At 46.3% G+C, this 19656-nt stretch carries 18 protein-coding genes; 9 read left to right on the top strand and 9 right to left on the bottom strand.

What is annotated here, in order from left to right:
* The first annotated feature begins 248 nt into the window (after positions 1-248).
* From CIL02_RS01795 to CIL02_RS01775, 5 genes are all read left to right on the top strand, one after another.
* Complete coding sequence (locus CIL02_RS01795; protein ID WP_094398801.1) at positions 249-1529, top strand: ATP-binding protein; 1281 nt, start codon at positions 249-251, stop codon at positions 1527-1529.
* A 7-nt stretch (positions 1530-1536) separates the two neighbouring features.
* Positions 1537-2058: a response regulator gene (locus CIL02_RS01790; protein ID WP_094398771.1), complete on the top strand. Its 522-nt coding sequence runs from the start codon at positions 1537-1539 to the stop codon at positions 2056-2058.
* 41 nt (positions 2059-2099) lie between these two features.
* Entirely contained in the window at positions 2100-2903 is an 804-nt protein-coding gene (locus tag CIL02_RS01785; RefSeq protein ID WP_240513495.1) for a PAS domain-containing sensor histidine kinase, read from the top strand.
* Between the two features lie 349 nt (positions 2904-3252).
* Entirely contained in the window at positions 3253-4353 is a 1101-nt protein-coding gene (locus tag CIL02_RS01780; protein ID WP_094398769.1) for an AAA family ATPase, read from the top strand.
* Between the two features lie 377 nt (positions 4354-4730).
* Positions 4731-5354, top strand: coding sequence for an AAA family ATPase (locus CIL02_RS01775; RefSeq protein WP_094398768.1), 624 nt, complete (start codon positions 4731-4733; stop codon positions 5352-5354).
* Positions 5355-5550: 196 nt separating this feature from the next.
* On the opposite strand, the gene CIL02_RS01770 is transcribed toward CIL02_RS01775, so the two are convergent.
* The 5 genes from CIL02_RS01770 to rsmG form a co-directional block, all read right to left on the bottom strand.
* Positions 5551-6054 (bottom strand): hypothetical protein, encoded by a 504-nt coding sequence (locus CIL02_RS01770; protein WP_240513494.1) that lies wholly within the window; start codon positions 6052-6054, stop codon positions 5551-5553.
* 82 nt (positions 6055-6136) lie between these two features.
* A complete protein-coding gene (locus CIL02_RS01765; protein WP_094398766.1) occupies positions 6137-7618 on the bottom strand; it encodes an ATP-binding cassette domain-containing protein in 1482 nt (493 codons plus the stop codon).
* Positions 7619-7636: 18 nt separating this feature from the next.
* A complete protein-coding gene (gene ruvC, locus CIL02_RS01760; protein WP_094398765.1) occupies positions 7637-8203 on the bottom strand; it encodes a crossover junction endodeoxyribonuclease RuvC in 567 nt (188 codons plus the stop codon).
* A gap of 60 nt (positions 8204-8263) precedes the next feature.
* The gene (locus tag CIL02_RS01755; protein WP_240513493.1) at positions 8264-8905 is read right to left on the bottom strand and encodes an MBL fold metallo-hydrolase; all 642 of its coding nucleotides are present in this window, start codon (positions 8903-8905) and stop codon (positions 8264-8266) included.
* Positions 8906-8981: 76 nt separating this feature from the next.
* Positions 8982-9605, bottom strand: coding sequence for a 16S rRNA (guanine(527)-N(7))-methyltransferase RsmG (gene rsmG, locus CIL02_RS01750; RefSeq protein ID WP_094398764.1), 624 nt, complete (start codon positions 9603-9605; stop codon positions 8982-8984).
* A 137-nt stretch (positions 9606-9742) separates the two neighbouring features.
* Between rsmG and CIL02_RS01745 the strand changes: the two genes are divergently transcribed.
* The 3 genes from CIL02_RS01745 (at position 9743) to cdd (ending at position 13093) form a co-directional block, all read left to right on the top strand.
* The gene (locus tag CIL02_RS01745; protein WP_094398763.1) at positions 9743-10924 is read left to right on the top strand and encodes an MFS transporter; all 1182 of its coding nucleotides are present in this window, start codon (positions 9743-9745) and stop codon (positions 10922-10924) included.
* An 81-nt stretch (positions 10925-11005) separates the two neighbouring features.
* Positions 11006-12523, top strand: coding sequence for a right-handed parallel beta-helix repeat-containing protein (locus CIL02_RS01740; RefSeq protein ID WP_240513492.1), 1518 nt, complete (start codon positions 11006-11008; stop codon positions 12521-12523).
* A gap of 90 nt (positions 12524-12613) precedes the next feature.
* The gene (gene cdd / locus CIL02_RS01735; protein ID WP_094398798.1) at positions 12614-13093 is read left to right on the top strand and encodes a cytidine deaminase; all 480 of its coding nucleotides are present in this window, start codon (positions 12614-12616) and stop codon (positions 13091-13093) included.
* A gap of 16 nt (positions 13094-13109) precedes the next feature.
* On the opposite strand, the gene CIL02_RS01730 is transcribed toward cdd, so the two are convergent.
* The 4 genes from CIL02_RS01730 to pyrB form a co-directional block, all read right to left on the bottom strand.
* Positions 13110-13676: a hypothetical protein gene (locus tag CIL02_RS01730; protein ID WP_141210081.1), complete on the bottom strand. Its 567-nt coding sequence runs from the start codon at positions 13674-13676 to the stop codon at positions 13110-13112.
* A gap of 80 nt (positions 13677-13756) precedes the next feature.
* On the bottom strand, positions 13757-15037 hold the full coding sequence (glyA, locus tag CIL02_RS01725; RefSeq protein WP_094398761.1) for a serine hydroxymethyltransferase: 1281 nt from the start codon (positions 15035-15037) through the stop codon (positions 13757-13759).
* A gap of 135 nt (positions 15038-15172) precedes the next feature.
* Positions 15173-15628, bottom strand: coding sequence for an aspartate carbamoyltransferase regulatory subunit (locus CIL02_RS01720; protein WP_094398760.1), 456 nt, complete (start codon positions 15626-15628; stop codon positions 15173-15175).
* A gap of 71 nt (positions 15629-15699) precedes the next feature.
* The gene (gene pyrB / locus CIL02_RS01715; RefSeq protein ID WP_094398759.1) at positions 15700-16647 is read right to left on the bottom strand and encodes an aspartate carbamoyltransferase; all 948 of its coding nucleotides are present in this window, start codon (positions 16645-16647) and stop codon (positions 15700-15702) included.
* A 113-nt stretch (positions 16648-16760) separates the two neighbouring features.
* Between pyrB and CIL02_RS01710 the strand changes: the two genes are divergently transcribed.
* Positions 16761-19073 (top strand): transglycosylase domain-containing protein, encoded by a 2313-nt coding sequence (locus tag CIL02_RS01710; protein WP_094398758.1) that lies wholly within the window; start codon positions 16761-16763, stop codon positions 19071-19073.
* Positions 19074-19656: the final 583 nt, after the last annotated feature.

The following is a 19656-nucleotide window of genomic DNA, read 5'->3' as shown; positions in this document are numbered from 1 at the left end:
AAAACAATACACTTTTCTGTATTAAAATAATACACTTTCACGTTACTAGCTGGGAAAAATGAACGAAATTGTGCAATTATCCCAAAAACACACTAATGCCATGTGTAATACGAGTGTTTTGCCATGTGTAACATCAAAATTAAGCCAGATGCCACATTAAAATCAAGCCAAACGTCACATTTGTTATTAAAATATGCATGATTTTCATAGAAAAGTATTACCTTTACACCCAAGAAAAAATCATCAAGATGAAAGAATACAAGAATCGTATAGCCGATCAGATTTTGGCAGATAAACTTGAAGCAATGGGTGCCGTTCTCATTGAAGGACCTAAATATTGTGGAAAGACTACGCTTGCAACCCAGCAAGCAAAAAGTATTTTGTATATGGCTGATCCTGAAACAAAGAGTCAGAACCTCGCCATGGCACAAACAAACATCAAACGTCTTCTGCAAGGTGAGACGCCGAGACTCATCGATGAATGGCAGCTGGCTCCCCAATTCTGGGATGCTGTCAGAAATGAAGTGGACAAGAGAGATGAAGATGGACAGTTTATGCTTACTGGCTCGGCTGTACCACCAAAACAGGATGAGATTTTCCATTCTGGTACGGGGCGTATGTCATGGCTTAAACTTCGCACGATGAGTTTGTGGGAATCAGGAGACTCTTCGGGTGATGTTAGTCTTGGTGCTTTATTTAAAAACGCAGACTCCGTAGATGGAGCGAGCAAGATAGATATTGACCAGTTGGCATTTCTGACTTGTAGAGGAGGTTGGCCAAAAGCAACTCTAAAGAAAAGTAAAAAGGCTGCATTGTTGCAAGCAAAAGAATATTATGAAGCTGTATACCGTTATGACATTTCCAGAGTTGATGATGTTGAGCGTGATCCGGAACTGACGAAAAGACTTATGCGTTCTTATTCCAGGAATCAAGGATCTCAGGCAAGTGCTGGTACTATACTGGCGGACATCAGGGCTAATGAAAGTGATGAACTTAGCGAAAACACTATCTATTCTTACATCAAAGCTCTGAAAAAGATATTCGTAATTGAAGATTCACTTGCATGGAATCCGAACTTACGTTCCAAGACAGCCATTCGCACTTCTGATACAAGGTATTTTATTGATCCTTCCATAGCTACTGCTGCTCTCGGTCTCGGTCCTGACGACCTTATCAATGACTTGAACACTTTTGGATTGCTCTTTGAGACGCTTTGTGTTCGCGATTTAAGAGTATATGCAGATGCTTTAGGCGGCACTGTTTATCATTATCGCGACAAGAGTAATCTTGAATGTGATGCCGTAGTTCATCTTGAAAATGGTTCTTACGGACTCATAGAAATCAAGTTGGGAGGCGACACTTTGATAAAAGAAAGTGCAGAGAATTTGCAATTATTAGCGAACAAATTAGATACTACTAAGATGAAGAAACCTTCATTCCTGATGGTTCTTACTGGCGTAGGTGACTATGCATATAAGCGCCCTGAGGATGGAGTGTTAGTTGTACCTATCGGTTGTCTGAAAGATTAAGGAATATATGGCAAACTACGGAACAATACTCGTTGTAGATGACAATACGTCTATCTTTACAACACTTGAAATATGCCTGGATGGTGTGTTTGACCGCATACTGACACTTACTAAACCAGACAATATACTAACCACATTGGAGCAGGAGGCAGTTGACATCATTCTGCTCGATATGAACTTCTCCCTTGGCGTTAATAATGGACAGGAGGGATTGTTGTGGGTGCAGGCAGTTCATCGCCGCCATTCTGATATTCCTATTGTACTGATGACTGCATACGCAGATGTGAAACTTGCTGTCAAAGGATTGAAGAGTGGTGCCGTTGATTTCGTCACTAAGCCTTGGGATAACCACGAACTTGTCCGTGTATTGAAGGATGCCATCGATGCCAATACCGAGGTCATACCTTTGGAAAAGATGGAAGAAGAACATGTGCGCAAGGTGGTTGACAAATGCCATGGCAACATCAGCAAGGCAGCAGAACTACTTGAGATTTCCCGTCAAAGACTATACAAAAAGTTAGGCAAATGACAATAGTTGTTGTTTTTATCATTGTCCTTATCCCAGCTGGTATGGTGTTCTTTTTTCACCACCAGAACAAACTGAAGTTACGCGCCCGACTGATGCGTGAAGCTGTAAGAAACCATGAGTTTACGTTTCATCTACCAGTCAAAGGACTATTCTACGGAGAAAAGGCATTGCAAGAGGCACTGAATGATCTTGGACAAGACATCAATAAGCTGGTGGCACAGAAGGAAGTGGAATCATGGCAAAAGCTTACGCGTGTGCTTACCCATGAAATAATGAATGTTAGCACTCCGATCCAGAGTATTAGCCAGGCATACCTTGAACACCCAAAGGTTGTAGGTACATCGTTAGAGAAGGGTGTTCGTGCCATCAATGATGCTGCTGGCAACCTTGTCACCTTTGTGGACAGTTATCGCAAGCTAACTCAGCTTCAGGAACCTGTAATCTCAACTCTCCGACTGAAAGACTTCCTTGAAGGGATTATGGAATTATATCACAATATAACCTGGGAAATAGGTATTCCTGCCGATACTGTCCTTGACACGGATGGATCACTCCTGCGCCAGGTCATCGTCAACATCATCAAAAATGCAGCCGAAGCTGGTGCCAAGAACATAGAATGCACATGGCGTGACTCTGCCCTTCGCATCAGCAATGACGGAACACCTATTCCTGCAGAGGTCAGGAGGGACATCTTCATTCCATTCTACACCACTAAAAGTACAGGTACAGGCATAGGTCTTGCGCTATCGCGACAAATCATGACCATGCTGGGTGGCTTGCTTGAACTCTCAGAAAAAGCAGATGCGGGCTATCACGCAACTTTTATTCTAAAATTTGAGCAATAGTCTATATCTTTGAATATACCTAATCAAGTAGAAACATCTGAGCAAACCGTCATCCTAAATCAGGGAACTGGTTTTATAAACCGCATACCTCAATTTGGTATCTGGTTATGAAACCACATTCTTAATTCGCCAATCAGGTTGTCTCAGAAGATAGTTTTTTTTCTAATGACCGATTTGGGTTTATGTGGAGTTGACGCTAATGGTCGTAGGTTGTCATCCGAGGCAAAGTTTTGTTGAGAGTATTGTATACTTGCCGTGTGGCATTTCCTTATTTCTTTTCGCTCTCATTGCTTGCATTATTGAGATAAAAGATGTAAATTTGCACAATTAACTGGAAACTTATCAATATATGGGCAACATAAAGAAAATCGTGCTTACTGGCGGACCATGCGCTGGTAAGACTACCGCATTGGTCAAGGTAATTGAGCATTTCTCAAGTCTTGGCTACAAGGTGTTTACTATCCCCGAGGTGCCAACCATGTTCACTCAGGCTGGTATGGACTATCTTACTAAGAACGCAGCTTTTTTCCGCGAGGGAGAGAAGGCTACACTGGAGATACAGCTTGCTCTGGAGGATAAGTTCATGCGCATGGCCGAGACATGCACGGAGCCGGTTGTCATAGTCTGTGACAGGGGAGCGATGGATATCTCTGCATATATGACTCCCGAAATGTGGGAGGAGATAACGGCTGCTGTGGGTGTTACGACACAACATCTAAGGGACGAGCGCTATGATGCAGTACTGCATCTTGTATCGGCTGCCGATGGTGCCGAGCAGTTCTATACAACAAGCAATAACGCCCAAAGATTGGAAAAAGCAGACGAGAAGGGACTGCAGATAGCGAGGATGCTCGACAAGAAGGTCATAGAGGCGTGGACGGGGCATTCTCACCTGAGGGTAATAAACAACCACGAGGACTTCGATAAAAAACTCAACCGTGTGCTGAAGGAAATATCGTCTGTTCTGGAGCTGCCGCAGCCCATAGAGGAGGAACGCAAGTATATTGTAGAGCTGACGGGCGAGGTAGAGGGAAGCATTGACAGTGAGATTACGCAGACTTATCTTACTGCCGACCCTGGATGCGAGGTACGTCTGCGCAAGCGTGGATGGAACGGCAAGTATGTATATGTACACACCAACAAACAACGGATTTCGGCTACTGAGCAGCTTGAGACCGAAAGGCAGATTAGTTCCAATCTCTATCACTCGCTACTGCAGCAGGCTGACCCATACCGCACGACCATCAGGAAGATGCGCAAGAGCTTCATCTGGAGGGGACAGTATTTTGAGCTGGACAGCTATCAGAAGCCCATGGACAACCTGATGATACTTGAGACAAAAGGAATAACGGCCGACGAGGATGTGAAGTTTCCACCGTTTATTAAGGTGGTGCGTGACATCACGGGCGATGCCGCATACTACAACTATAACCTTGCGCTGAGGAAATAGGGCTCATCCGAAATATGGAGTGATGGCTATAGATTATTATTCTTATAGTCAGTCTTACTATTTGTATTAGTCTACGAATACTATTGCACAGCCGATAAGGTTAATAACCTTACGGCCTTAAGGTTAATAACCTTACTGGCGCAAGGTTATTAACCTTATCAGCGATGTAAATAATATACACAGACCACGCAACGGTAAGTGGTAATCAATCTAAATGTATGATGAAACGGAAAATGACAGTCAAGGGCTGTCAAGGGAATACTTGTACTGCTACGGATAGTGTGTCAAAATAAGCAAAAAAAGTTGGGATTACCGATTTATTTCGTTATATTTGCCAATGATAAATCTATTGTGTAACCTTTTAAACTTTATCAGCCATGGATAAGAGCGAACGATTTGTCATTACCGTCAACAGACAGTTTGGTACGGGTGGACATGAGATTGGTGCGGAGCTTGCACGCAGGCTCGGAGTGAAGCTCATAGACAAGCAGATATTGCAGGCTGTAGCCCGCAAGTTCAACCTCACGGAGAGCGAGGCAGCACAGCTGGAGGTACGCCGTCCGTCGTGGTGGGAGGATTTCTCACGTTTCTATCAGGCTTTCGTTGATGTACATCCCTACCGTGTTGTGGAGAGGGAGGTCACGAGCCGTCAGTTCTTCTATGCCCAGGCAGCTGCCATGCGCCAGATAGCTGACGAGGAGAGCTGCGTGGTTGTGGGCCGTTGTGGCTTTGATGTTTTCAAGTCACATCCTAACAAGCTTCGAATATTTCTTCATTCCAACCTCGACAGGAGAATAGACAGGGTTATGGAACGCTATGGAGTGGACGAGGAGAAAGCGCGAATACTTATTGAGGACAATGACTATACGCGCGAGCTGTACACAAAGACGTTCACAGGCCGCGACTGGTACGACTGCCGCAATTACGACATAGCGTTGGATGTCTCGAAGTTCGGAGTGAATGGAGCGGTGGACTTCCTGATGAGATTTATTGACGAGTAGCGTAAGTATAAAAATGCAAGTTTGGTACAAACGTTTATGATGGGTATTAATATACCCCACAATTATATAATGTGCAGGATTATACCTTAACTGTGGTTATAACCCTGCACATTTTGTCTTTATTGCTAAGACATGATGAATAGTGAGAGGACGCAATATATTTTTCTGTATTGACGTCTCGTTATAAAAGCACTATTTAGTCCCACTTCTTGCTTCTTACTTCATCAAGGGCTTTCACCCAATCGGTATCGAGCGAGAAACGGGTGAGGTATTCGGGGTTGTTGTAGTAGGAGAGTACCAGGTCGAGGTCCATGTCGTTGAACAAAGGATTGTTTATGGACGCATTGCGGAAGCGCGTCATGACCACTTCCTTTGCCTCATTCTTGGTAGACTCGGAAAGTCGTTTTACGAAGAGGTTCACAAACTGGTACATGGCATACGACTGCTCGTTGAGCATTTTGATTTGGTCGTTAAAGCCCTTGACGTCGTTGGTGTCCCTGAGTACTTCGTCCCTGACTTTCATCTTCATGTAGTTTACGACGTTCACCTTGAAGTAAGCTATGCGTCGTGTCTGTAAGTCCTGCTTTTGGTCATCAACAATAGCCTTTGACAGTTTTATAATCTCGTTAGCCACATCTTGTGCAGCTGCCTGTCCCACTATGGAAAGTGTCAGGACGAGGAAAAAGAATAGTCTTTTCATGTTGATATGTTTTATTATATTTATGTTTCAATTATTATGGATTTTGCATATATTCTTACCAACAGCCTTTTTTAGCTTCCTTCTAACTCCTTTGCAAGTAAATGCTTTTAGTGATACACGTGGGCAGCTCTTCCTGATAGTGTGATACCATGATGAGCGACTTGTTCCTGCGTCGGCAAAAGGCGTTTATAACTTCCCTCACCAGCTGGCTGTTAGTGGAGTCGAGGCCGTGGAGCGGTTCATCGAGGATTAGCAGTTGAGGATCTTTGACGAAAGCCCTGGCCAGAAGAACGAGTCTCTGCTCGCCCGAGGATATTTTCATGAAACTTCTGTCGGCCAGATGTCCAATGCCGAAGATGTCCATCCAGAAACGGCATTGGTCGTACTCACCGTCGTCTGGCCGTACATAGAGCCCCACCGTATCCTTTAGTCCGCTTGCCACTATGCGCAGGCAGGGCATGTCACGATGGTAGGAGCGGTGCATCTCTGGCGACACATATCCAATATGCCGCTTTATCTGCCATATGGTCTCGCCTGAGCCGCGCTGCTGGTCGAAGAGCGTGATGTCGCAGGCGTAGGCTTGAGGGTTGTCGGCGCATACCAGACTGAGGAGCGTTGACTTTCCTGCTCCGTTCTGTCCTCCAAGTGCCCATCGGTCGCCATTCTCTACGGTCCAGTTGAGGTTCTTGAGAATGGTTCTCTCCCCATAGACAATGCTAACGTTGTGCATCCTTACAACCTCGTGAGCATCATAGTCGCCATCTTTGTCGGGCAGATTGACGATTGCCTGTTCCTTGCTCTCGCTAAGCATCCTTTCGGGGACGGGACGTAGGGAGGCGAGGTAGTCGTTACGTGTCATCTTTCTGCCAACCTTCATGTCCTTGACTTCAACGATATGGGTGATGAAGTCTGGTATGTCATCGGGTTTCGACATTACGAGTATCACCTGTAGTGCTGCCTCGTGGCTAAGCTCGTCGAGCAGGGTGCGCAGTTGCTGGCGCGTATCGCTGTCGAGACCAATGAACGGATTGTCTAAAACGAGCACTCGGGGACTGGCGAAGAGAGTCTCGGCAAGCTTGAGTTTCCGCAGCTCGCCGCTTGACAGCATGATGACGTACTTGTCGAGGAAGTGCTCCATCTGGAACAACTTGTATATGTGCTTCTGCCATGCCCGTCGTTGGCCGTTATCCTCGCCTGTCATGGCGAAGGTTTCCTCAAGTATCTTGCCTGCCGTAGGAGTCTCGGCGTCTATCTCCTGCTGGTTCCATCGCTGTTGCAGGTAATATGTGCGGTCGTTGTCGCCTCCGTAGGTATCGCGGAAAGTTATATATTTTATGTTGTCGCTGACCAGAGGCCTAGTGCTCGGTGCGAAGTTGTATTCCGGGTCGTGCATGAGCAGAGGGTGCCTGCCTGTTATGATGTCTACGAGCATTGACTTGCCTGCGCCGTTGGGGCCTACGATAGCTAAATGCTCTCCGTCGAGAGTCTCAAAGTCGACCGGCTCGGCCATTCGCCATTCGGGCATTCGGGTTACGCCTTTCTCTATGCTTATTATCCTTTGCATGATGATGTGTGTGATGTCTCAGAGTTTTGTAATTCTCGTCTTGTTGCGGTTGACGAAGTCTTTCCATCCGCTATAGTGTGTGTCGGTAACAGGCTGCCCCATCTGCATGAAGTGACAGTAGGCGGCGGCCAAGGCATCTGTAGCGTCCATGAACTTTGGCATCTCCTTCTCGTCGAGATGGAGCATTCTCTGCAACATTCCCGCTACCTGCTCCTTGCTTGCCGAGCCGTTGCCTGTGATGGCCATCTTGATTTTCATTGGAGCATACTCGTGTATGGGCACGGAGTGATGTATGGCGGCGGCAATGGCTACGCCTTGTGCCCTTCCGAGTTTCAGCATGGACTGTATGTTCTTGCCGAAGAAGGGAGCCTCGATGGCCATCTCGTCGGGCAGGTACTCGTCTATGACACCTGTCACTCGCTCGAATATCCTACCCAGTCGGATGTATGGGTCGCTGAGCTTTCTCAGGTCAATGACTCCCATAGCTATCATCTCAGCCTTGTTGCCCGTAGCCTTGATGACACCATAGCCCATGACGTTGGTTCCCGGGTCGATGCCCAATATTATTCGCTCCTTGTTGTTCATGCTCCGTTGTTGGTATACTTGGACTTCATCTTCGTAGACTTCCAAGTATGGTCGTTTTTTTTATCTGTCGAGATAGGGATTGTGTGCCAGCTCGTAACCGATGGTGCTCTCTGGACCATGTCCCGGGAAGATGCGTGTCTTGTCTGGCATCTGGCATACAGTTCTGAGGCTCTGTATGAGCATGAACCTTGAGCCTCCCTCAAAGTCTGTACGGCCGATGCTGCCTTTGAAGAGGGTGTCACCAGTAAAGGCTACGTTCTCTTCCTTGCAATAGAAGAACACGCTTCCCTGAGAGTGTCCGGGAGTCTCCATGACAGTTAGTGTATGGCTGCCGAACGTGATTTCCTCCTTGTCCCGGAAGTAGTGGCCGACGGGTGGCATGTCGTAGCCAAGCACCACTCCGGCTATGGCTATGGACTGATCGACGAGCATTCCCATCAACTTCTCGTCGTGGGCGTCTACCTCTGGCTTCAGTCCGAACTCCTCGTATATGGTGTTGTTGCCGAAGTTGTGGTCAATATGCCCGTGCGTTGCCAGGAGGTGTACGGGTTTCAGTCCGTTGCTCCTGATGTAATCAACGATGGCTTTGCGCTCTTCCTGATAGAAAGCTCCGCAGTCGATGATTACACACTCCTTGGTGTCGTCGCTTACTACGTAGCAGTTCTCCTGCAGCATGTTGCAGGCAAATCTTGTTATCTCCATAGATATTTATCCTCTTTGTTTCTTTTGTTTATGTAGTCACGGCAGGGGTGTCTGGTGTTGGGAGTCGGCTGGGTGCTTACATCTGCACGTAGGCGATGAACTTACCCTTGAACCATTCCTCCTTGAAATAGTTGGTTATGGGAGTAGACATAGCCTGACGGCCAAATGGGGCAAGCTCGTGCGTGAGGTCACCACCCTTTAGACAGAATATGCCGTTGGGGTGGGAGTTGCGTTGAGTCTTGGAGATGTTCTTGCGTACAATCTTGGCAAGGTCAGGCAGGGGCATGACGGCTCTGCTGACAATGAAGTCGTATTTTCCCTTTTCCTCTTCTCCTCGTCGATGCAAGGCCGTAACATTGGTCAGCTGAAGAGCCTTGGCAACCTCTGATGCCACCATTACCTTCTTACCCGTGCCGTCGATGAGAGTGAAATTCACCTCAGGGAAGAGTATGGCCAAAGGAATACCTGGGAAACCACCACCTGTACCGAAGTCGAGGACATCTGTACCAGGGGTGAAGCTCGTCTCCTTGGCTATGGCCAGAGAGTGAAGCACGTGGTGCTCATAAAGATTATCTATGTCCTTTCGGGAGATAACGTTTATCTTTGAGTTCCAGTCGCGGTAAAGCTTGTCAAGAAGCTCAATCTGCTCCTTCTGCCGTTCGGTCAGATTTCCGAAGTATTTGTAAATCTGTTCTGTCATGATAAGTTTATTTTGACTGCAAAGTTACGAAAACTTAGTTTAGTAAACATTAGTACAGAGAGTTTTTTTTCATTTATTATACTCATTTCTCAAATATTTCGTAACTTTGCACACAACAAGGGACTTCATATATAATTATGGATACACAGAACACACCAGTACACGTCCGGCTGTGGCATCTCGATTTCTGGCTGTTATCGTTGGCAAACCTGTCGCTGACCGTGATGGTATATATGCTCATGCCTGTTCTTCCGTCACATCTTGCGGCATGTCACGGCATCACGCCCATGGAGATTGGACTGACATTTGTTTCGTATGCGGTCGGGCTCTACTTGCTTGGCGGATTTACCACCTATCTCGTGCAACGCTATCGCAGGAACAGGGTATGCCTATGGACAATAGCGCTGCTCGTATTGGCCGTTAGCCAGCTGTATTTCAATGAACACCTGCCCGTGGGGCATGACGTGACGGTTGCCTTGGCAATTGTTGTTGCTGTTGTTGTAGGAGCGTTGTACGGACTGTCGAAGATGATACTTATGAGCACGTTGGTGATTGACTCATGTGAGTCATTCATGCGCACGGAAGCTAATTATAGTGCCACATGGTTTGGACGAATGGCCTTGGCCATAGGACCTGCGGTAGGCCTGTGTTGCCATGAACTTATGGGCTTCCGGCCTACAATCCTCTTGTCGTGTGGACTGGGACTGGCAGCAATCCTGTTAATCCTGATGGCTCATTTCCCATTCAAGGCTCCAGAGGACAATGTCAGGCTGTGGTCGGCTGACCGGTTCTTCCTTGTTCGTGGATTGCCGCTGTTCTTGGTGCTGTTTATGATGACGGCCGTGGTAGGTGCGCTATTTACAACTGGCATCGGAGTCAGCTTCTACGCATTCATGCTCTTGGGATTTGTGCTTGCGTTGCTTGCCGAGAAGTTTGTCTTTGTTGACGCAGACCTCAAAAGCGAGGTGGTAACGGGGTTAATCTGCATTTCGGCAGCTGTGATTATGCTAATGACAAGCCGTCTGGCTGTCGTTGAGGCTGTGATACCCGTTTTGCTGGCCTTCGGCATAGCCCTTATAGGCACACGCTTTCTGCTGTTTTTCATCAAACTGTCGCGACATTGTCAGAGAGGAACGAGTCAGAGCACATTCCTTCTTGGGTGGGAGAGTGGACTTGCTGCTGGTCTCGCCCTGGGTCACGGGGTTCTCGAACGTAATGCATATGCGATATGTATAACAGCCTTGTCGCTGGCTGTCATAGCCATGTTTGTATACAACAGTTTCCTACATCAATGGTATATGGAACACCGCAACAGGTAGTATGAGATTAATATTTGATAGATAATGACTAATAACAAAAAATATTTTTTTTATCATAGCCAAGCAGGCAAAAGTCTGTTTATGCACTTGAGAAGTCAGGCCCGAACTGTTAAACACTCGACCATGGCTGTGATGATGGTGGTGAGCTTATGCTTCCTTGTTGTATCGTGCTCAGACGATGATGATTTCTCTACATCATCGTCCCTGTCTCTGACAATGGGAAGCGACACTATAAGTTTTGATACAACATTCTCGGCTACCCCAACGCCCACTAAGACTTTCTGGGTGTACAACCGCTCGGGCAAGAGCCTGAGGCTGTCGAACGTGAGACTCGAGCGTGGCAACCAGACAGGATATAGGGTGAACGTAAATGGCACTTTTCTTGGCCAGAATGCGGGATGGCAAGCTAATGATATTGAAGTCAGAAACAAAGACAGCATACGTGTGTTTGTTGAGCTGACATCACCCCTCAACGGAAAGACGGAACCACAGCTGGTTCAGGACAACCTACTGTTCACTCTGGAAAGTGGGGTCGTTCAGAAGGTAAACCTAAGGGCATGGTCGTGGGATGCCGTTGCATTAAGAAACCTGTATGTTTCAGAAGATTCTATTATTAGGCCTGGAAAGCCGTATGTGGTGTATGGAGGAATTACTGTTGATAGTACAGCTACGTTGACCATAGAGGCAGGAACGACTCTATATTTCCATGCTGATGCAGGAATGAAAGTGTATGGCAGACTATTGACAAAAGGTACTCCGGACAGCCCTGTCATACTACGTGGCGACAGGCTTGACAATATGTTTGACTACCTGCCATACGATAGGGTTTCAGGACAATGGCAGGGCTTAACTTTTACATCATCATCTTATGATAACATATTGGAATTTACCGATATACATAGTACGTTCAATGGAGTCCTGATAGATTCTTCGGATGTGTCAAAGAATAAGATTACACTGTCGGCCGTTACCATTCATAACTGTCAAGGATACGGGATGTATACTGACAATTCAAATGTAACGTTGGAGAATTGTGTAATATCAAACACCTTGGATGATTGCCTGTATGTAGGGGGTGGACGAGTACTTGTCAACAACTGCACTCTGGCACAGTTCTATCCTTTCGACTCACGTCGCGGCATGGCTCTTAGATTTGAGCAGGGTGACGGCCTTGACACACTTCGTTGTACTAATAGCATCATAACAGGCTATGCTGAGGATGTGGTTATGCGTGTAGTGCCAGACTCAACCATGTCTTACGCCTTCGCCTTTGACCATTGCATTATGCGGACTCCCGTTGAGACAACGGCAGATAGTATAAGGTTTACAAATATTCTGTACGAACTTCCTGACGACACGACAGCCGTAGGCAAGCGTCACTTCGTGAATATCGACGAGGAAAACCTGTACTATGACTTCAGGCTCGACAGCCTTTCTTTGGCCGTAGGCTTTGCTGATGCTGAGTCGGCGGCTCCATCAGACCGTAACGGAACACTTCGTGATGACACCCCTGATGCAGGAGCTTACGAGTACCCAATAAAGGCAAACTCTGATGCTGAAGAACAGAAAACAGCAGTAAGAAGAAAGAGGAAATACTAACAACAAACGCCTTGGGCGTGCCTGGAAACCAAAGATGGTTCCTTGTCTTTGGCACGGCATATACCCAAGGACATAATTCAACTATATCGCATGAAGGAAATCAAACTGCAAACCACAATTAGACTTGCCCAGTCTGAAGAGCTGAGTGAAGAAGACCGCCTGCTTGTCCAGCGTGCTATCGAGGCTACTGCTTCATCGTATTCTCCTTACAGCCATTTCGCCGTGGGGGCTGCTTTACGATTGACTGATGGTACTATAGTTATTGGCTCAAATCAGGAGAATGCAGCTTTCCCCTCAGGATTATGTGCTGAGCGTACTGCTATTTTTGCCGCTGGAGCCACACATCCCGACCAGGCTGTAACGACGTTGGCTATTGCAGCACGCAACGAAGCCGGACTAACTGCTGAGCCAGTCTCGCCATGTGGGGCTTGCCGACAAGTTATTCTTGAGGTTGAGCAACGATACAAATGCCCAGTCCGCATACTTCTATATGGGACGAATGGCGTATATATAATTAACAGTGTAAGAGAATTACTGCCTTTGTGCTTTGTTGATGAGAGTATGAGGTAGAGTTAGGGCCAAACTATTACTTAATCTTGTATTCGTCTTTTGCCCAGATGATTTTCCCATTTAAGTCATAATAGTGGTCTTGCCCCATCCACTTTTGGCGGCTCTGTTGTGCTTTGGGATTGAGGCAGCGTGAGGCTTTACGGATTACGATACACCCTTTCTTGTGAATTATTTCGAATCCCTCGCCGATACGTCTCGAACGTTTGGTTCGTGTGTCGAGACGCCAAAGGGTCTGTCCGTTGTCAAGGTAGAAGGATGAGAACGGCCCGTTGTCAACAGCCATGAAGATATATGTGCTGTCGGGACTGAGCCAGCACTCCTTGATCTTGGAGTATTTTGTTGTAGCGAATGTCTCGTCACACTTCTTTCCTGTTATTACATCATAGCTGAACAGGCGGTCGCGGACCGTAAAATATAGCTTGTGTCGTCTGGTGTCAGAATATGATACAACAATGCGTGCTCCCTTGGGAAGTGATTTCTTGGCAGAAGATATCCTGTTCTCAATAGGATTATTTGCCTCCACGCTGAAACATGGCAGCATAAGTAATAATAGGTATATGTACAGCTTCTTTATCAAGAACAAATAAGTACAATTGTTTGAGTGAAATCAGCCTGACGGAATAACATGAATATGTTGTGGTCTCCGTCAGGCTGCTGTCTTTATTAATATGCGAACAATGGATAATCCTTCATTGTCGCGTTAACTTTCTCGCGTACGCGGGCTATAACCTTCTCATCTTCTGGTGAGTTGAGTACTTCCTCGATAAGCTCTGCGATGAGGGCCATCATGTCCTCCTTGGCGCCACGTGTGGTCATGGCTGCAGTACCAAGGCGAATACCGCTTGTTTGGAATGCGCTACGGCTGTCGAACGGTACCATGTTCTTGTTAACTGTGATGTCGGCAGCTACGAGGGCGTTCTCTGCAACCTTACCTGTGAGGTCTGGATACTTGCTGCGTAGGTCTACAAGCATTGAGTGGTTGTCGGTACCACCGCTGACAATGCTGAAACCACGGTCTACAAGGTGCTGGGCCAGTACAGCGGCATTGGTCTTTACTTGTGTGGCATACTCCTTCCATGAGGGAAGCAGGTTCTCACCAAATCCTACGGCCTTGGCGGCTATTACATGCTCGAGAGGACCACCCTGTGTGCCTGGGAATACGGCTGAGTTGAGCAGGGTACTCATCATCTTTACCTCGCCCTTCTTGGTAGTCAAACCCCATGGATTCTCGAAGTCCTTGCCCATAAGAATGATACCACCACGAGGACCACGGAGGGTCTTGTGGGTAGTGGAGGTTACGATATGTGCGTACTTAACGGGGTTGTCGAGCACTCCTGCTGCGATGAGACCGGCTGGGTGAGCCATGTCTATCATCAGCAAGGCTCCAACCTTGTCGGCAATATCGCGCATGCGCTTGTAATCCCATTCGCGGCTGTATGCAGAACCGCCACCGATGATAAGCTTTGGTTTGTGTTCTAAGGCTAGGCGCTCCATCTCGTCGTAGTCTACACGCCCTGTCTCTCGGTTGAGGTTGTAGCCTACTGGTTTATAGAGTATGCCGGAAGTATTGACAAGGCTGCCGTGAGAAAGGTGGCCGCCATGGTCAAGGTTCAGTCCCATAAAGGTATCGCCAGGCTTGAGCACGGCAAGAAGAACGGCTGCATTGGCCTGCGCACCTGAGTGGGGCTGCACGTTGGCAAACTCTGCTCCGAAGAGTTTTTTCACTCTCTCACGTGCCAGGTCCTCGACCTTATCTACTACTTGGCATCCACCATAGTAGCGCTTGCCGGGAAGACCCTCGGCGTACTTGTTGGTGAGGTAGCTGCCCATGGCTGCCATCACTTCGTCGCTGACAAAGTTTTCTGAGGCAATAAGCTCCATGCCCTTGAGCTGACGCTGGTGCTCCTGCTCGATAAGATTGAAAATCTCTTGATCTCTTTTCATTTTTTTTGCAGAATGTTTATAGTGTTACAAATGTTTGCGGTTGCCGCGATACAGGATAGGGTAGGGTGTGAGTACCCGTCGTGCTCTTGACGGATGCAAAGGTACGCAAAAAAATGCGCATAGCCAAGGATAATGTCAGCAAAGTTCAACCTTGCTGATATCTTGCTCCTTGTCGCAATAGTGGCACTTGATGATGCCGCGCTCTTTGTCAACGAAGTTGAAGATGGTGTTCATTGGCTCGTTATTTGTGATGCACTTGGGGTTGTTGCATCTGACGATACCCGTAAGCTCATTAGGGGTCTCGACGGTTTTCTTCTCAACAACCTCGTAGTCTCGGATAATGTTGAGCACCACCTTGGGGGCTACAACCGACAGGCGGCTAATCTCCTCGTTGGTGAAGAACTTGTCGCTCACCTTTATGATGCCCTTCTTCTTGACCTTCTTTGATGCGAAGTTGTTGCCAATGGTTACCGGGGTATCTAACTTGTCCAGCCCGAGCAGGGTGACAACCTGATAGGTCTTGTCTGCTGGTATATGGTCGATTACGGTGCCGTTCTCAATAGCGGCAACCAGACGTTCTTTCTTGTCCATATCTTGTTTCTATTATTGTCGATGTCTCTTTCGCTAAAACTCTTATGTCTCTTTCGATAAACCACGATGCGTCATTCTATAATGGTCGTGTCATTTCTAACGGCATCTATGTCTATGCCCAGACAGTAGCAGAAGATGGCCTCGCGTGCATAGAGTCCGTTTTGTGCCTGCTGAATGTAGTAAGCATGTGGATTATCATCTACATCGTATGCTATCTCGTTAACTCTGGGAAGGGGATGTAGAATGCGAAGGTTGTCCTTGACGTTGGACAGCATGTCGTTCTTGAGGATGTATACGTTCTTCACGCGCTCGTATTCCATCAGATCGCTGAAACGCTCTTTCTGTACTCGCGTCATGTAGATGATGTCTGCGTCAGCGATTACTTTCTCATTGAATGCTGTATGTTCCTGGTAGTTGATGTTGTGTGCCTTGCAGTAAAGCTTGTATTCCGACGGCATGGCAAGTTCCTTGGGGGCTACGAAGTGGAATGTGGGGTTGAAATGACGCATGGCAGTAATGAGCGAGTGTACTGTGCGTCCGTATTTCAGGTCGCCGACAAGGTAGATGTTTAGGTTGTCCAACGTACCCTGGGTCTTGTAAATAGAATAAAGGTCGAGGAGACATTGTGAAGGGTGCATGTGCGCTCCGTCTCCTGCGTTTACAATTGGTATCGGAGCTATCTCGCTGGCATACTGTGCTGCACCCTCTATGTAGTGGCGCATGGCTATGATGTCTGCATAATTGCTCACCATAAGGATAGTATCCTTTAAAGTTTCACCCTTTGTGGTACTTGATGTCTTTGCGTCCGAGAAACCTATGACGCGTGCACCAAGACGGTTGGCTGCTGTTTGGAAACTAAGCTGTGTGCGGGTGGAAGGCTCAAAGAAAAGGGTAGCTACAACTTTACCCTTTAGAAGCTCACGGTTGGGATGCTTTTCGAACTCTTGTGCCATCTCGATGAGGTACATTATTTCTTCTCGGGACAGATCAGCAATAGTTACAAAATTATGTTTTTTCATACTATGTGGTGGTTGATGGTCCTAAAATCGCCGCTAAGTTACATATTATTTTCCAAAGTATTGGCGTTTTCAAATAAAAAGTTGTATTTTTGCCATCAAAAAGTATTCGTCTAATGAGAAAGAAATTAATCATCTTCCTGTGGTCAGCCATAGCTACGGTTGTAGTGGTGGTTGTAGTGGTATTTGCTCTTATTTGGAATGGAGCTATTGGTTACATGCCCGACATGGAAGATTTGCAGAACCCTATCAGCAGGTTCGCAACTCAGATTTATTCAACTGACGGGAAGGTTATTGGTACATGGAATATAAATAAGTCTAATCGAATACCTGTACCATATTCCAAACTCTCGCCACATCTTGTACATGCTCTTGTTGCAACGGAAGACGAAAGGTTTTATGAGCATTCGGGAATCGATTTCTATGCTCTGGGAAGGGCGATTATTAAAAGAGGAATACTCGGACAGACAAGTGCGGGAGGCGGCAGCACTATCACTCAGCAGCTTGCAAAACAACTTTACTCACATCCAGTACGGACAACGGCTGAGAGATTACTGCAGAAACCGATAGAGTGGGTAATTGCGATAAAACTTGAGAGATATTTCACTAAAGAGGAGATTATCGCACTTTATCTGAATTATTTCGATTTCCTGCATGGTGCTGTGGGGATAAAAACTGCCGCTAATACATACTTTAATAAGGAGCCAAAAGACCTTACCGTTAATGAGGCTGCAACGCTTATCGGTTTGTGCAAAAACCCCTCGTTGTTCAATCCTGTAAGGTATCATCAGAGATGTACAGAGAGAAGGAATGTGGTGCTTGCGCAAATGGAGAAATCCGGATATCTGTCATCGTCGGAGTTTAATAACTTTAAGAGCGACTCTCTGGTGTTAAACTTTCATCGTACCGACCATAAGGACGGTACAGCTGCCTATTTCCGTGAATTCCTCAGAAGGTATATGACCGCCAAGAAGCCTGCGATAGGGGAATATCCTGAGTGGAATAAGAAACAGTATGTACTTGATTCTTTAGCTTGGGAGACTGATCCGCTCTATGGATGGTGTAACAAACATCGCAAGAAGAATGGACAACCATACAATATATATACAGATGGTCTGAAGGTATACACTACCATAGACTCGCGTATGCAGAAATATGCTGAAGAGGCTGTCTACGCCCATGTGGCAAGGTATCTGCAACCGGCCTTCAATGCAGAGAACAAAAAGAAACCTAATGCACCGTTTACAGATCAGCTGAGTTCGAAAGAGGTTAATCAGATAATGAAGAAAGCTATGGTTCAGAGCGACAGGTATCGCACAATGAAAGAGGCAGGATTTAGCGAGGAAGAGATACTTGCGTCGTTCCATAAGCCTGTCGATATGACCGTATATGCATACCATGGAGACATTGATACTATTATGACTCCATATGATTCTATTAGGTATTACAAGTCATTCCTTAGAAGTGGTTTCGTAAGCATGGATCCAAGAACGGGGTATGTGAAAGCGTATGTTGGAGGACTTGATTTCTCTCATTTCCAATATGATATGGTTATGGGGGGAAGAAGGCAGGTCGGCTCTACAATCAAGCCTTTCCTGTATTCACTCGCCATGGAGAACGGTTTTTCACCATGTGACTTGGCACCTAATGTTCAGAAAACGTATATCGTTGCTGGTAAGCGTTGGACTCCAAGGAATTCCAGCCATAGCAGGTATGGCCAGATGGTAACCCTGAAGTGGGGATTAGCTCAGTCAAACAACTGGATTTCGGCTTATCTTATGAGTAAACTTAATCCCAACCAGTTTGTAGAGCTTCTCCATGGTTTCGGAATTAACAATCCTGATATACACCCTTCCATGTCGCTTTGTCTTGGTCCTTGCGACGTTTCTGTGGCTGAGATGGTTAGCGCATATACAGCTTTTGCCAATAATGGTATTAGATGCGCACCTGTTTTCGTTACTCGTATCGAAGACAATGAAGGAAACGTCATATCTAAGTTTCAACCACGTATGAACGAGGTTATCAGTTCCGAAAGTGCATACAAGATGATTGTGGAACTTATGGCTGTCGTTGATGAGGGAACGGGTAGGAGGCTGAGGTTTAAGTACGGCTTCGAAGGTGAAATCGGAGGAAAGACTGGCACAACAAACCGTAATTCTGATGCCTGGTTCATAGGTTTCACACCGGAGTTGGTTAGTGGATGCTGGGTCGGAGGAGAGGATAGGGATATACATTTTGACTCTACTCAGATGGGACAAGGTGCAACAATGGCTTTGCCTGTATGGGCATATTATATGACGAGGGTATTACGTGATGGCATGCTCGGATATAATCCTACCGCTACATTTGATGTACCAGAGGACTTCAATCCGTGCAAAAAAGAAGAAATAGAAGATAACATGATGGAAATTGATGAGGTTTACGAGTAGTTATACCTTATTATATATCTTCCATTATATGAATATTTGTTCCTTTTTTGCTCATTCCTGTTGTAGCTATAATATTGCTTTAATACGATTTCAGCCTCTTTAAACGAAAGATTTTCTTTATAAATGTTAAATTGTGTCCCTGTTTGAGAAAAAAGTGCCCGAAACTTTTGGTGATAAAGATATTTGTTGTACCTTTGCAAACGCTTTCACCTCAAAACTGGAGTTTTAGGTATAGAATGATTGAGCCTATTCTATTGGTTCTTTCTGAAGCAAAAGAGTTCTTTGAAAAGATTACATAGACAGAGAAGTAGTACAAGAAGCGAGTGCCGAGTCTTTCCGATTTTATTGGGAAGTATGAGGTACTTGGGTAAACGAACCGTTCTATTCTTTAGAGATTAGATTAAGACAGGTGTAAATCAAGGAGCATCCGGCTTGGGACAAGACAATTCGGCCGCGTTTATATGCGGTTAAAATGATATTTTACAATGGAGAGTTTGATCCTGGCTCAGGATGAACGCTAGCTACAGGCTTAACACATGCAAGTCGCGGGGCAGCATTCACTTAGCTTGCTAGGTGAGATGGC

Source organism: Prevotella sp. P3-122, from assembly GCF_002251365.1.
Classification (GTDB): domain Bacteria; phylum Bacteroidota; class Bacteroidia; order Bacteroidales; family Bacteroidaceae; genus Prevotella.
Note: the sequence above shows the minus strand (reverse complement) of the source record. Positions and strands in the feature narration are given on the sequence as shown.